The sequence below is a fragment of the Acinetobacter indicus CIP 110367 genome, assembly GCF_000488255.1.
Lineage (GTDB): Bacteria > Pseudomonadota > Gammaproteobacteria > Pseudomonadales > Moraxellaceae > Acinetobacter > Acinetobacter indicus.
Window position 1 is genome coordinate 775,421 of sequence record NZ_KI530745.1, and the last position, 14,051, is coordinate 789,471.

The 14,051-nt window shown below is 43.7% G+C and carries 16 protein-coding genes and 1 pseudogene; 9 read left to right on the forward strand and 8 right to left on the reverse strand.

Translation table 11 applies throughout. The features are described 5' to 3' along the window. Nucleotides 1–3: 3 nt before the first annotated feature. A complete protein-coding gene (gene clpA / locus P253_RS03765; RefSeq protein WP_005177712.1) occupies nucleotides 4–2,280 on the forward strand; it encodes an ATP-dependent Clp protease ATP-binding subunit ClpA in 2,277 nt (758 codons plus the stop codon). A gap of 111 nt (nucleotides 2,281–2,391) precedes the next feature. Next, complete coding sequence (locus tag P253_RS03770; protein ID WP_005177718.1) at nucleotides 2,392–2,745, forward strand: YnfA family protein; 354 nt, start codon at nucleotides 2,392–2,394, stop codon at nucleotides 2,743–2,745. A gap of 83 nt (nucleotides 2,746–2,828) precedes the next feature. On the opposite strand, the gene P253_RS03775 is transcribed toward P253_RS03770, so the two are convergent. Then, nucleotides 2,829–3,302, reverse strand: coding sequence for a hypothetical protein (locus P253_RS03775; protein ID WP_016658171.1), 474 nt, complete (start codon nucleotides 3,300–3,302; stop codon nucleotides 2,829–2,831). Nucleotides 3,303–3,660: 358 nt separating this feature from the next. Here P253_RS03775 and P253_RS03780 point away from each other — a divergent pair. Further along, nucleotides 3,661–4,914, forward strand: a pseudogene (locus P253_RS03780) (MFS transporter). 76 nt (nucleotides 4,915–4,990) lie between these two features. On the opposite strand, the gene argF reads toward P253_RS03780, so the two are convergent. After that, nucleotides 4,991–5,905, reverse strand: a complete 915-nt coding sequence (argF, locus tag P253_RS03785) for an ornithine carbamoyltransferase (RefSeq protein ID WP_005177730.1) — start codon at nucleotides 5,903–5,905, stop codon at nucleotides 4,991–4,993. A 114-nt stretch (nucleotides 5,906–6,019) separates the two neighbouring features. Next, nucleotides 6,020–6,670, reverse strand: a complete 651-nt coding sequence (locus P253_RS03790) for a TetR/AcrR family transcriptional regulator (RefSeq protein ID WP_035363013.1) — start codon at nucleotides 6,668–6,670, stop codon at nucleotides 6,020–6,022. A gap of 226 nt (nucleotides 6,671–6,896) precedes the next feature. On the opposite strand from P253_RS03790, the gene prpB reads away from it, so the two are divergent. Beyond that, nucleotides 6,897–7,781 (forward strand): methylisocitrate lyase, encoded by an 885-nt coding sequence (gene prpB, locus P253_RS03795; protein WP_016658168.1) that lies wholly within the window; start codon nucleotides 6,897–6,899, stop codon nucleotides 7,779–7,781. A 4-nt stretch (nucleotides 7,782–7,785) separates the two neighbouring features. After that, complete coding sequence (gene prpC / locus P253_RS03800; RefSeq protein ID WP_016658167.1) at nucleotides 7,786–8,925, forward strand: bifunctional 2-methylcitrate synthase/citrate synthase; 1,140 nt, start codon at nucleotides 7,786–7,788, stop codon at nucleotides 8,923–8,925. A gap of 76 nt (nucleotides 8,926–9,001) precedes the next feature. Here prpC and P253_RS03805 read toward each other — a convergent pair whose 3' ends face one another. Together P253_RS03805 and P253_RS03810 are read right to left on the reverse strand one after the other, a co-directional pair. Next, nucleotides 9,002–9,622, reverse strand: a complete 621-nt coding sequence (locus P253_RS03805; RefSeq protein WP_016658166.1) for a hypothetical protein — start codon at nucleotides 9,620–9,622, stop codon at nucleotides 9,002–9,004. Between the two features lie 74 nt (nucleotides 9,623–9,696). Next, a complete protein-coding gene (locus tag P253_RS03810) occupies nucleotides 9,697–10,179 on the reverse strand; it encodes a CinA family protein (protein WP_005177742.1) in 483 nt (160 codons plus the stop codon). A 209-nt stretch (nucleotides 10,180–10,388) separates the two neighbouring features. Here P253_RS03810 and P253_RS03815 point away from each other — a divergent pair, with 209 nt between their 5' ends. The 4 genes from P253_RS03815 to P253_RS03825 all read left to right on the forward strand — a co-directional run bounded on the left by P253_RS03815 (nucleotide 10,389) and on the right by P253_RS03825 (nucleotide 12,032). After that, the gene (locus P253_RS03815; RefSeq protein ID WP_005177745.1) at nucleotides 10,389–10,622 is read left to right on the forward strand and encodes a hypothetical protein; all 234 of its coding nucleotides are present in this window, start codon (nucleotides 10,389–10,391) and stop codon (nucleotides 10,620–10,622) included. A gap of 177 nt (nucleotides 10,623–10,799) precedes the next feature. Next, complete coding sequence (locus tag P253_RS15840) at nucleotides 10,800–10,943, forward strand: hypothetical protein (protein ID WP_005177747.1); 144 nt, start codon at nucleotides 10,800–10,802, stop codon at nucleotides 10,941–10,943. A gap of 118 nt (nucleotides 10,944–11,061) precedes the next feature. Beyond that, complete coding sequence (locus P253_RS03820) at nucleotides 11,062–11,394, forward strand: hypothetical protein (protein ID WP_005177749.1); 333 nt, start codon at nucleotides 11,062–11,064, stop codon at nucleotides 11,392–11,394. A gap of 401 nt (nucleotides 11,395–11,795) precedes the next feature. Further along, complete coding sequence (locus P253_RS03825) at nucleotides 11,796–12,032, forward strand: hypothetical protein (RefSeq protein ID WP_005177751.1); 237 nt, start codon at nucleotides 11,796–11,798, stop codon at nucleotides 12,030–12,032. Nucleotides 12,033–12,407: 375 nt separating this feature from the next. On the opposite strand, the gene P253_RS03830 is transcribed toward P253_RS03825, so the two are convergent. The 3 genes from P253_RS03830 to P253_RS03840 all read right to left on the reverse strand — a co-directional run bounded on the left by P253_RS03830 (nucleotide 12,408) and on the right by P253_RS03840 (nucleotide 13,826). Further along, on the reverse strand, nucleotides 12,408–12,755 hold the full coding sequence (locus tag P253_RS03830; protein ID WP_016658164.1) for a four-helix bundle copper-binding protein: 348 nt from the start codon (nucleotides 12,753–12,755) through the stop codon (nucleotides 12,408–12,410). Between the two features lie 38 nt (nucleotides 12,756–12,793). Beyond that, nucleotides 12,794–13,033, reverse strand: a complete 240-nt coding sequence (locus P253_RS03835; protein WP_005177756.1) for a DUF2171 domain-containing protein — start codon at nucleotides 13,031–13,033, stop codon at nucleotides 12,794–12,796. 256 nt (nucleotides 13,034–13,289) lie between these two features. After that, nucleotides 13,290–13,826 (reverse strand): cytochrome b, encoded by a 537-nt coding sequence (locus P253_RS03840; protein WP_035363082.1) that lies wholly within the window; start codon nucleotides 13,824–13,826, stop codon nucleotides 13,290–13,292. Nucleotides 13,827–14,051: the final 225 nt, after the last annotated feature.

The window sequence follows — 14,051 nt, forward strand, 5'->3', positions numbered from 1 at the left end:
TACATGCTCAGTCGTCAATTAGAAGTATCATTACGTTTGGCTGTTAGCATGGCTCGTCAAAAGAGACATGAGTTTCTGACGGTAGAACATTTATTATTGGCTTTGCTCGACAATGATTCTGCAGTAAATGCGCTAAAAGCATGCGGGGCAGATATTATTGTGCTGCGCAAAGAACTTGAAGAATATGTAGAACAACATACCCCTAAACTCGGTGAAAACAGCGATCAGGCACCGCATCCAACGGAAAGCTTTGACCGTATTTTGCAACGAGCAATTTTCCATGTGCAATCCAGTGGTGGTGATCGCACAGTCGAAGGCGCAGATATTCTGGTTGCGATGTATTCGGAACGGGATTCTTTTGCCGTATATCTATTAAAACGCCATCAAATTAACCGTTTAACCTTAACTCAGTATCTTTCTCATGGTACGCGTAAAGAAGAATCGCAAGCCGAAGAAGAAATTGAAGAACTCGATGGGGAAAGCTCAACTTCGGCCAATAGCGGTCCGCTGGAGCTGTATACCACCAACCTCAACAATGAAGCGGTGAAGGGCAAAACTGACCCACTGATTGGCCGTGAAAAAGAAATTGAACGCGCCGCGCAAATCTTATGTCGCCGTCGCAAAAACAACCCGCTGCTGGTCGGTGATCCGGGGGTGGGTAAAACCTCAATTGCCGAAGGTCTGGCCTGGTTAATCGTGAATGGTAAAGCGCCAAAACCACTGCTCAATTCAGAAATTTACAGTCTGGATATTGGTGCCTTGGTGGCCGGAACCAAATACCGCGGTGATTTTGAAAAACGCCTGAAACAGCTGTTAAATGCGTTAAAGAAAAAGCCGGAAGCGATTTTATTTATTGATGAAATCCACATGATTATTGGTGCCGGTTCCAGCATGGGCAGCACCATGGATGCCTCGAACCTGATTAAACCGGCGCTAGCCAATGGCACTTTGCGTTGTATCGGTTCGACCACGTTCCAGGAATATCGTCAGGTCTTTGAGAAAGATCATGCCTTGTCGCGTCGTTTCCAGAAAATTGATGTCAATGAGCCATCAATTCCTGAAACCATTGATATTTTACGTGGCCTGAAATCAAAATTTGAAGATTTCCACCATGTCCAATATGATGATAAAGCACTGGTTTCTGCGGTTGAGTTGTCATCTAAATACATTAATGACCGTTTCTTGCCAGACAAGGCCATTGACGTGATTGATGAAGCCGGTGCACAGCGCCGTCTGAAAGATGAACAGGAAGATCGTCTGATTACCGTGGAAAATATCGAAGATATTGTGGCGAAAATTGCCCGTATTCCACCGAAAACGGTGTCTAAAGATGACAAGACTGTGCTTGAGCATCTGGAACGTGATCTGAAACGTGTGGTGTTCGGTCAGGATGAAGCGATTGAAGCGTTAGCATCTGCCATCAAACTGTCACGCGCCGGTTTGAAATCGCCTGATAAACCAGTGGGTAGTTTTGTATTTGCCGGCCCGACCGGGGTGGGTAAAACTGAAGTCACCAAGCAGCTGGCCAAATTGCTGGGTGTCGAGCTGGTCCGCTTCGATATGTCGGAGTACATGGAACGCCACGCGGTGTCCCGTTTAATTGGTGCGCCGCCGGGCTATGTCGGTTTTGATCAGGGTGGTTTGCTCACCGATGCGATTCATAAAAATCCGCATTGTGTGCTGCTACTCGATGAAATTGAAAAAGCCCATCCGGATGTGTTTAACCTGTTGCTGCAAATTATGGATCATGGCTCATTGACCGATAATAACGGGCGTAAGTCAGACTTCCGTAATGTGGTGCTGGTACTGACCACCAATATTGGTGCAGAAAGTATTTCTCGTGTCAGCATTGGCTTTATGGAACAGGACAACAGTAATGACAACCAGGAAGCAATGAAAAAGGCCTTCTCGCCTGAGTTCCGTAACCGTCTGGACAGCGTGATTCAGTTTAAAGCCTTGCCGACCAGCGTGATTGAAAGCGTGGTCGACAAGTTCCTGACTGAACTGCAAGCCCAGCTGGATGAGAAAAAAGTCATTCTTGAAGTAGATCAGGATGCACGTGAATGGATGGCTGAACATGGCTATGACCGTTTAATGGGTGCACGTCCAATGCAGCGCTTAATTCAGGAACACCTGAAGAAACCACTGGCAGAGATGATCCTGTTTGGTGAGCTGGCGGAACATGGCGGCAATGTAGCTGTATCGGTCAAGAAAGAAAACGGTAAAGCCACCGGTTTGAAACTCGAAGTATTTGAAGATCAAACCGCTGAACCGGCTTAATCCTGTACTTGAATATAAAAGCCCGTGTACGCACGGGCTTTTGTTTGCTTAAGGCTTACCTTTTTTGCCTTTCTATTGGAAAGCTGCGCGTCACTTGTATTGTGAGTTTTTATGGATTTTTCTATCACTAAAATTCTGACCACGGTTTGTCTGTTCTTGGTGACGGCGGTGGCGGAAATTTTGGGCTGTTACTTTCCTTATTTAATTTTGAATCAGGGGAAATCACATTGGCTCTGGTTGCCTACGGTATTGGCTCTAGCGGTATTTGTCTGGCTGTTAACCTTGCATCCGGCAGCATCAGGGCGAATTTACGCCGCTTATGGTGGAATTTACATTTTTACCGCGCTGATGTGGCTGAAATTTGTCGATCAAGTCAGTTTAAGTCGTTGGGATCTGCTGGGTGGTCTGGTGGTGATGTGCGGCGCGCTGATTATTATTTTGCAGCCACAAGGCCTGGTGCGTTAATTTTTCTATTGTCATTGTGGGCTGAAAATGGGAATTTACTGCGGCAGGATTTACTACCGCAGTTAGTGAGTAATCGGGTTGGTTTAGAATTGACATTCCGAATTTTTTAGCTGTAACTGATACTGCTGCTGCGCCGAGCTTAACTGCAGCTCAATCCGGTAGGGATTGACGCGTTGGAACTGATGCTCAAAAATCATCTCGCAATTCTGCAGTAAATTCTTTTTCATGATTTTTTTCACTTCGCTATGGCCAACATCCTGAGCAAACTGCTCGAAATCCGGGCTGCTAATCAAACCTTTCACTTCAACTCGGTCTGCAAATAGCTGCATCTGTTCAATAATCGTATTCTGATCGACCTGATACGGCAGGGTGCGTGAATCTTCCACACTAATAATATTCAGAATTTCATTAAGTCCGGTCGTATTCTTGATTTTGTACTCGGCATCAATGATCTGTTTTTGTTGCAGATACTGGTCCAGTTCACTGGCATGGCTGGTGAATGAAAGGGCACTGAGTCCGAGGGCTAAAACTGTCGACAAATAGATTTTATTGTTCATTCGAGTCACACATTATGAGCTGTATTCTAGACATTTATATCAACATGAATAGGGCGGATAAGCAACCATCCGATCTGGCTTTATCTCTATAAATTTAAGAAATATATAATCTATTTATCTATAAATTATTGTGTTTAAAGACTTTTTAACTAAAAAATTGATCAAAAATTACATTTTATTTTTTGTGTGAAGTTTCCATTAAAAGTTATATTAGCAACGTGCTTATGCTGTATTTAAGCAAAAATATCTCCTTATGTGGCAAGAGCTTATCGCCTATACATGAGAAATTTCAATAAATTAAAAATGAGGAAGATAAACCTTGAGCCAAGCTTAAACCAAACAGGAAAAAGCCAGTCGAATTAAGGGAATTATCGGGGCGGCCTCGGGCAACCTCGTCGAATGGTTCGATTTCTATATCTATGCTGTATTTGCGGTTTACTTTACCCAAGCGCTGACTGCACCGAACATGGATAGTTCTACCTAGGCCATTTATGTCTGGGGGGTATTTGCGGCAAGCTTCTTTATGCGTCCGATTGGCAGCTGGCTGTTTGGACGTATTGCCGATAAACATGGCCGTAAAAAGTCCATGGTGATTTCCATCTGCCTAATGGCCTTCAGTTCCTTTCTGTTTGCTGCATTGCCGACTTATGAGCAAGTCGGGATGGCGGCACCGTTCCTGCTGTTGCTGGTGCGTTTGTTACAAGGCTTGTCGGTTGGCGGGGAATATGGTGCGGTTGCCACCTATATGAGTGAGCTGGGTTTAAAAGGTCAGCGCGGCTTTTTTGCCTCGTTCTAATATGTGACTTTAACCGGCGGACAGTTACTGGCCAGCTTGCTGGGTGTAATTTTCCTGAGTTTTATGACCGAGCAGCAGTTACAGGATGGCGGCTGGCGTATTCCGTTTGTGATTGGTGGTCTGGCTGCCATTGCCTCACTGCTGGCACGAAGCCGTCTGGAAGAAACGTTGTCACATGAAGACAGCGATAAAGAAGAGTCGGGCAGCTTAAAAGAGCTGTTTAAAAATCACTGGAAAACTTTCTTGCTGGTGGTGGGCTATACCTCGGCGGGTTCACTTAGTTTCTATGTGATTACGGTTTATTCCAAAACCTATCTGACCAATATCGGCATTGATTCGCAGACGGTCGGGCTAATCATGACGGGCTGTATTTTTATTCTGATGGTGGCGCAGCCATTCTTCGGGATTTTATCAGACAGGATTGGTCGCAGAAATTCGATGCTGCTGTTTAGTGGTCTGATGGCGATTGCCATTTATCCTGTTATGGCAATCGGGATGCGTGCCTTTAGTGATTCACCCATGATGGTGGCCTTGCTGTTGATTTTCCTGATGATGCTGTTAAGTCTGTATACCTCGATCAGTGGAATTGTAAAAGCGGAAATGTTCCCGCCGCATGTGCGTGCACTCGGTGTTGGTTTCTCTTATGCGGTTGGTAATGCAGTATTTGGCGGCTCAGCCCCTTCAGTGGCTTTACAGTTTAAATCAGCCGGTATTGAAAACAGTTTCTTTATCTATGTGATTGTGATGCTGGTGATCTGTTTCTTCTATAGTCTGCAAATTCCTCGTGAAGCGCGCTATTTAAAAGATGATCATTAATCCGGATCATGACTTGATCAAAACGAAAAAAGCACCGGGAATGAACGGTGCTTTTTTATCTTGATGCGGTTAGCAATTATTTTAAATGCTCGTTGATCAGGAATTCCATTAGGGCTTTTTGTGCGTGTAGACGGTTTTCCGCTTCATCCCAAACCACAGAATTTTTATGATCCAGCATATTTTCTGAAATTTCTTCACCGCGGTGTGCAGGCAGGCAGTGCATGAATAGACAATCTGGATGCGCTAGATCCATGAGGCGTTCATTAACCTGATAGTTGGCAAATGCCTGTTCACGGATTTTCTGTTCTTCTTCTTGACCCATGCTGGCCCACACGTCGGTCACGATTAAATCGGCATTGACTGCGGCATCTTCAGCAGAATCGACCAGTTCAACACAGTGAGCAAATTCAGACAGGAATTTTTCTTGTGGCTCATAACCTTTAGGTGCGGCCACTTTCAGCTTGAAGCCCCACATGTGTGCCGCTTCAATATACGAGTTACACATGTTGTTGCCATCACCAATCCAGGCCACGGTTTTGCCTTCGATTGGACCGCGATGCTCAAGGAAGGTTTGCATATCGGCCAGTAATTGACATGGATGATGATCGTCAGTTAAGGCATTAATCACCGGCACTTTGGAATAAGAAGCAAAACGCTCCACAATGTCATGTCCAAAGGTGCGAATCATGACAATATCCAGCATGCTTGAAATCACGCGTGCTGAATCTTCAATAGGCTCACCACGACCTAACTGGGTGTCGCGTGGAGATAAGAAAATTGCGCTACCACCAAACTGATTCATACCAGCTTCAAACGATACACGGGTACGGGTACTCGACTTCTCAAAAATCATGCCCAAAACTTTACCAATAAAAGGTTGGAAAACTTCATGCTGATGCTGCTTGCGTTTAAGTTCAATTGCGCGTTGCAAAATCTGGTTAAGTTCTAAAGTCGACAGGTCGCGTAAAGTGAGAAAGTGACGTAGAGCCATTCGTTACTCCACAATAATTGCTGAAATTGAAATCAAAACAACAATTAGTTGTTGGTTGGTTAAATAAAACAGGGAATCGGCTAATATACTATATTGAATCGAAATTGCAAAAAACTAGACGATTTGGTGACCTTGCAGAAAGTGATCGACACAGTAATGAATATAGTCATCTGTGGTTTGCGGGTCATCCTGAACAGGCAAGCCCATTAAAATCCGCCATTCCAGATTACGCAGAATGCCAAAGAACAGCTGCGCTGAATAAAGTGAATTCTCACAGCGAATCAGACCCTGGGCGGCGGCATGATCCAGCGCATGTGCAATGGAAGTTTGCAAATGCTTGGGGCCTTGTTCATAGATATAACGCGCCAGTTCCACATTGTGCTGGGTGCGCTCCAAAATTAACCTTAAAAAGGCAGAATTGGCCGGCACACTTAAATGGTTTTTAAAATTATCTAGTGTATGAATTAAATAAGCCCGTAAATCACCCTCAAAAGATTCAAAGGGTAAGCAAATGTCTTTAAAGAACTTTTCCGCACGATAATCACAAATGGCGGTAAACAGGCATTCTTTATTGCCAAAATATTTATAGATAAAGGCCTTGGAACCACCGGCATGATGCACGATATCATCCAGCGAGACAGCATCGTAGCCATGTTCCAGAAACAGGTCATTGGCGCTCAATAATAAAGCCAGACAGCGTTCATGCCCACGCTTGGTCGGAGGGACATCTTTGCTAAAGGGTTCTAACTGAGCCAAATCATGCATAATCAGGGAGCAGGCCGCCAATTGGTAAGGAATAAATATAATTGTAGCAAATATATGACCGCTTGGCATGGAATAGCGTAGACGGAAATGTATTGACTTTTTTCTTACAGATTTACTTGAATATTTGACTAAAGTTTTAGGGACTTTATTCTAATTGGTCATGGTTTAGGCAAAGATTCTGAGTATACTCAAGCCTCAATAATTAGAAACTACTGTGGAAAGGACGATGACAGAACAAACATCTGCAGGCTTAAGATTCAGACAGGCGCTGGACACGGAAAAGCCCTTACAAATTATCGGTACAGTCAATGCCTATGCAGCCATGATGGCAAAACAGGTCGGCTATAAAGCCATTTATGTATCGGGTGCAGGTGTCGCCAATTATTCCTACGGTTTGCCGGATTTGGGCATGACCAGCCTCGATAATGTCCTGGAAGATGTACGCCGTATTACAGAACGTGTCGATACACCTGTGCTGGTGGATATTGATACCGGCTGGGGCGGTGCATTTAATATTGGCCGTACCATCAAGCAAATGATTGCAGCAGGTGCTGCTGCGGTGCATATTGAAGATCAGGTGGCGCAAAAACGCTGTGGCCATCGCCCGAACAAGGAAATTGTGACCCAGCAGGAAATGGTGGATCGTATTAAAGCGGCAGTCGATGCCAAAACTGATCCCAACTTTGTGGTGATGGCGCGTACCGATGCCTTGCAAAAAGAAGGTTTGCAGGCGGTTATTGACCGGGCCTGTGCCTGTGTCGAGGCAGGTGCAGATGCCATTTTTGCAGAAGCCATGACCGACATTACCATGTACAAAACTGTTTGTGATGCAGTCGGTGTACCGGTACTGGCCAACATTACCGAATTTGGTGATACGCCGTATTACACCACTGATGAACTAGCTGAGCAGGGCGTGCGTATGGTGTTATATCCATTGTCGGCAACACGTGCAATGCAAAAAGCAGCGCTGGAAGTGATGCAGTCGATTCGTGAGCATGGCACACAAACCCATGTGCTGGATAAAATGCAGCAACGCAAAGAATTATATGAATTTTTAGATTACCACACCTTTGAAAACACATTAGATAAACTGTTCAAGCAGGAGAATTAAAACAATGGCTGAAGGAAAAGTACTGACTGGCGCTGGATTGCGCGGACAAGTCGCAGGGAAAACCGCATTATCGACGGTTGGAAAAAGCGGCGCAGGTCTGACCTATCGTGGTTATGACGTGCAGGATCTGGCAGAAAACTGCCAGTTTGAAGAAGTCGCTTATCTGATCTTCTTTGGTGAATTACCTACCACCGAACAGCTAACCAGCTATAAAGCCAAGCTGAAATCTTTACGTCAGTTACCAGATGCACTAAAAGAAGTGCTGGAGCGTATTCCGGCCGATTCACATCCCATGGATGTAATGCGTACTGGCGTGTCGATGCTTGGCAATCTGGAAACCGAACAGTCGTTTGATGTACAGCAAGATGTTGCCGACCGTATTCTGGCCGCTTTACCGGGCATTATCTGTTACTGGTACCGTTTTAGCCATGACGGCGTACGTGTTGATGAAAACACCGATGATGATTCAATCGGCGCGCAATTCCTGAATCTGTTACGTGGTGAAAAACCAAATGAGCTGCATGAACAGGTGATGAACGTGTCATTAATTCTGTATGCAGAGCATGAGTTTAACGCGTCCACCTTTACTGCACGCGTGTGTGCATCGACCTTGTCTGATATGCATTCATGTATTACCGGCGCGATTGGTTCACTGCGTGGTCCACTGCATGGCGGTGCCAATGAAGCGGCCATGGAAATGATTGAAAACTGGACCTCTCCAGAAGAAGCTGAGCGTGAAATGCTGGGCATGCTGGAGCGTAAAGAGAAAATCATGGGCTTTGGTCATGCTATTTATAAGGACAATGACCCGCGTAATGGCATTATTAAAGTCTGGTCAGAGCGTCTGGCCAAAGATGTGGGTGATACTGTACTTTATCCGGTATCGGTCCGCTGTGAAGAAGTGATGTGGCGCGAGAAAAAACTGTTCTGTAACGCAGATTTCTTCCATGCTTCGGCTTATCACTTTATGGGTATTCCGACCAAGCTGTTCACGCCAATCTTTGTGATGTCGCGTGTGACCGGTTGGGCGGCGCATGTGATGGAACAGCGTGCGGATAACCGTATTATTCGTCCAAGTGCAGATTATACCGGTCCAGAACTGCGCAAAGTGGTGCCAATTGCAGAGCGTACCTCGGCGGCTTAATCTGCCGTGTACTTGAATAAAGCCTCATCTGAGGCTTTATTTTTTGCTGCTATATTTTTTCGCTCCATTTTTGCTGTTATTGAGAGTTGCTGAGCAGAACCGGATCTTCAATTGGATAGCCCATTTCAAACGGAATACCTAAATATTTTACAGTCACCAGCATTTTGGACTGCTGCGGGATGTTATAGGCCTGGTGAATGTTCAAGCCTTGCTTGTAACTGGTGGCTTGCTGGACGGTACTGCGGAAGTTCCCCGCATCAACCCGATAGCAATACTGCCACTGCGGCACTGGTTCCGTACCATTAATCCAGTCGGCACTACGTTTGCTACTGTGCAAAACCTTAATTTGTGCCTGTTGCGTTCTAAGCTTGGTTAAGGGGTTTAGGCGGTTTTTAATTTTGGCCAACTCGGCATTAAAGCGGGTAGGCTGCTGGTCATAGTCAATCTTTTTGGTTTTGGGGTTAATATACAGCGAATTGACCTGAACCAGCTGATTCGGCTGTTTAGATTTAAAGTTGTAATAATACAGCTGTGGCAAACGGCCACGGCCATCTTCATAATGGCGCAGCAGATAGACTTTTTGATCTTTCTGGTCATAGCCCAGCACTTCAATCCGTTGCTGGCCGCCGACGGTGGCAAAACTGATGATGGGCAGACAGGCCAAAGCAGAAAATAAGAATGGTTGAATCAGTTTCATACTTCGACTCCACATTGCAGGATATGGTTTTACTTTAAGCTAAAATCATGGAGAAAAGATGAGAAACAGTGTATCTAAGCAGGTGAAGATAGAATAAGTGCCAATACTTCCTGTGCCACCAATTGGGTCAGCTGATCCAGCCGTTCAATCGGGCTGCCATCGAGCAGATAATGAAAATTATGCAATTGCTGCTGATAGTGAATGGCAATATAAAAAGTGCCTTCGGGTTTCTCTGCAGAGGCGCTGCCACCGGGTTTTAGCAAGCCGGTACAGGCCACCACAATATTGGCCTGTTTAAACAGAGCCTGGCCATGCAAGGCCATCTGCGCGGTAATTTCTGCAGACTCCGCCGTGTAATGCGCAATCAGTGCCGGATCAATCTGTAACAGGTTGGCTTTAATACTTGGGTCATAGCTGACCAGTGCCCCGAGTAAAATATCTGCGCCGCTATTTTTATAAATTGAAAACTGGCTGCATAAATAGCCTGAGCTGGCACTTTCAATAAAAGCAATGGTCAGTTGCTGTTGTTCTAGTGCATCACAGCAGCGTTTCAGCATGATGAATCTCCATTTCTTCTTCTTTTCCAAGCGATTTTAAGTGAGATCAGCCTCAATCTTGTTGCGGATTCAGGCATTTAGCGCTAAAGATAGCGCGTTCCAGTTTCAATTGTATAGCAGTTAGGCGAAACTCGAAATTATCGGTTTATTCCGTTGCAAAAGAATGGTAAAACTAAAAATAAAGTGCTTAGTGAAAGTAGGTTAATACAATGAAAACGATTGTGAAATATATGGTCTTAAAAGACCTCGACTACCAGTTAGGAACCTTACTTTTCCAGGAAGAATTACAGGCCGATGCTTTATATTTTGACCAGATTCCTGAAGTAATTTCTTATCAGAACCATCAGTTTAAAGTGATTAGTAAAGAACTGAAACGCGTCCAGAACGCAGCAGAGCCAGAAAACCTGCAACGTATTATTGTCAAAGTCGTGACTGTGGCATAACACGGAAAGTCGCCTGCGGGCGGCTTTTTTTATCTACCTTATTTTTAAAAACTGTTGCAATAACAAAGCCTGAATTAACAAGAAAGCTGAAATATTGACCAAAGCCATACAGCGCGGCTGTCTTAAATCATGAACAATAAAAACAGTTCAACACAACAATAAAGACAGGAGTCGATGATGGCTAAACCAGAAAAAACCTCGAATGAAAAGACCCAGCAACAGCAACCTCAACCCAAGACCGATTCACAAGTGATTCCAAATAAAAAGAATCCGCATCCACAACATCCAAGAGATAAACAGGATACCGCCGTGCAGCGCTAAGTCTGGGGGATGCTTATCCATCAGCTCCTAATTTCTCATAGTTAAATCAAACGTGTTGCAGGACAGGAAGCGTCAGTATAGCGCAGAGCTCGCAGCAGTTTGATCAAGGAGATGCAAGATGAAGATCGGTTTATTATTTGGCATGTTTGCCAGTTGTACGCTGATGGCCTGTCAAAGCGTACCTTCTACACCAGCACAACAGGTAGATGTGACCAAGTCCTTAGGTTTAAAGCAGTGTGAGGGGGATGATCCCAAAGTGCGTTTACAGCAGCTAAAAGAGCAACTGCAGCAGGCCGGGATAGAAGTTTATGATGAAGCACTCGGGCATGATGGTCTGGTACATATTACCGTGTGTGGTGCCAGTACTGGCCAGACTGCCATCTTTACCATTTCGGCCACACAACTGGGTGCGGCGCAAGGCTTGGGTTATCAGCTAACGCCAGCACCTTAGTCAAGAAAATGTGACAAGTAACGTTTTGAAATTACTTTGAAAAATATGACTTATCGTTTAAAAAAAATAAAAAATGGAAGCTTTTGCCAATGCTGGAAATCCAGGAAAATAGGACAATTTTAATCAGGAAATATGCGCTGTAAGTTCTTATTTTCTCTTGACTTTCCTCTTTATGAGTTTGGGTCCATACATCCCTCGTATGGACTCTTTTTTTTTCAGTTTTTAATAGAAATGTAATTTATTAAAATATTTTAAACAATGGTAAAAATCGAGCAAAGCTAAATAACTGATATTTTTTATATTATACATATATATATTATTTTTTCTATATTCTTAAAAATGAAACTTTTGCTACTTATATTTAAAACTAATGAATAAAGGTTAAAGTGAGGTTAAAGCAGATGAACGATGTCAGCTTGGAGTTTTTAAATCAGGCCATTGATAAGTGCCTAAAAGAGGGCAAGAAACCGAAAAAACTACGTTTGGGCTATAAATTGTATGCGCATTTTATGCATGATATGCGTTTTTCCAAGGAAGTCCGAGATTCTGCACTCGATCCGGACAAGCGCCGTTATCGTGGAATCAAGCTAAAAGTGACCCAAGATGAGTATGAATTAAGTTTTGTGGAAAAAGAATAATCCGTATTTTTAAATAGATAAAAAGTAAATGTTATTTTTTGCTAATTTTGGTGATATAAATTTAATATAAATTACCAAGTATTCTGGATTTATATACATGTAGGGGATGTATATTATAAATAGGTGAGCTTTTGTAATATAATGCAATTGGTCATATCACTATTTCTTGGTATAAGAACAGAACAATAATAAGAAAGGAGTATGGATATGAAAGTGAATACACGACGGTCTTTAGATATTACGGTTCTGGTGAGTGCTTCATGTATTATCACCTGTCTGATTTACTTATTAGGGCAAACCAGAGTCGTGCTCTTTTAAAAATAAAAACCACCTTCGGGTGGTTTTTATTTTCCAGTTGAGATTCGTTAAACCATATTAACCTTCAATCTGACAGGCTTCTGCGCAGGCACGACAGGCGCGGGCACAGTTTTGACAATGTTCATCTTCATGCTGGCCACATTCTTCGGCACACAGTTCACAGGCTTTGGCACACAGGTCCATGGCTAAATGATGTAGCTCCGAGTTGCGAACTTCAAAGGCAACACAGAGTTTGCAGGTTTCAACACAGTCCAAACAGCGCTGGATGCAGGTTCGCATCATCTGCACATGTTCTTCGTGTAAACAGGCATCTGCGCAGCGCTGACAGGCAACAATGCATTCCAGACAGGCCTGTATTGAAAGCGAAGATTGTTGAACGGATGAAAGATGCGGCAGCTGATTCATAAGCAGATCCTCGAATAAAGTCCGGTTGATATCAAAATTTATTGCGGTATTTCAATCCAGGTTTCTTGTACTTCTTGCAGGTTTTTAATCAGGATTATACGCTGCTCACAAATATCACCCACCCAAGATAGCGGGATCAGATGTGCTTTGCCTTCGGCATCCTGACTTAGTTGGATTCGATCTAAATCCAGAAACTGTTCAATTTGGCCCAGATGAACGCCGTTAGCGGTAAAGACCTCCGCATGTTGTTGCAGTTCATGATGACGAAACTTGGCCATACTGCTGACTCAAGAACAGGATTTTTTTCACTCTACTGCAAGCTATCGCGCAAAAGATGAAAAGCAATAAAAGCGATACAAATCAGCGGCAGATATTCACGTCGTATTAAACGGTTACATGCTTTTAAATAGAATAAAGAGAGGCGTGGGTTTTATTTATATACAAAAGTATTTTATTTATGACAGGATTGTCCTATTTATATCAGACAGTTTAAGTGGATAAACTGCCTGATTTATTCTGATTTAAAACCGATATTTATTTATCGCTCGAAATCATACTTTTTAGAACATGATCGCGGTCAATAAAATGATGTTTTAATGCCGCCAGTACATGACCTATCAATAATAGGCCTGCTGCCCAGGATAAATAGATATGTAAGGGTTTAACGATGGCTAACAGCTCCGGATTGGCTTGTACCATCCGTGGAATTTCAAACAGATAGAGCACTGGTGCTGGATGGCCGGCGCTCCAGCTAAATAAACAGCCGGTAATCGGCAAGGCCAGTAGCATAAAGTACAGGGCTAAATGGCCCAGATGAGCCAGTTTTTGCATAAGGGGTGACATGGTGTCGGGGAGTTTTGGCACAGGATGGGTATAGCGCCAGAAGATTCGGATGACAATCAGGAAGATGAGCGTGGTGGCAATATTTTTATGCAATTTAATGACATCGCCTTTAAAGCTGCCATCTGCTTCATAACTCAAAAAGTTACCGCTATAAAAACCAATAATCCAGGCCGCAATAAAAATAATTGCCATAAGCCAGTGTAAGACCTGAATCCGTTTTATCCTAATCTGTTCTTGTTTGCTCGGAAACCGGACAAATGCAACGTAGCGTTCCAGATTTGGGGTGATCACACATTCATTCGATGACGGGTGATATGACAAACGAAAAAATTTGTGACTTATATAAACAATCGCAAGAGCGCTCATTGGTCAATTCTGAGCTTCGATAAGAAGCTTGTAATAGATTGCGCTACTAGACGATTTATTGAGTTAAATCGCCCAGATGATCAGTGA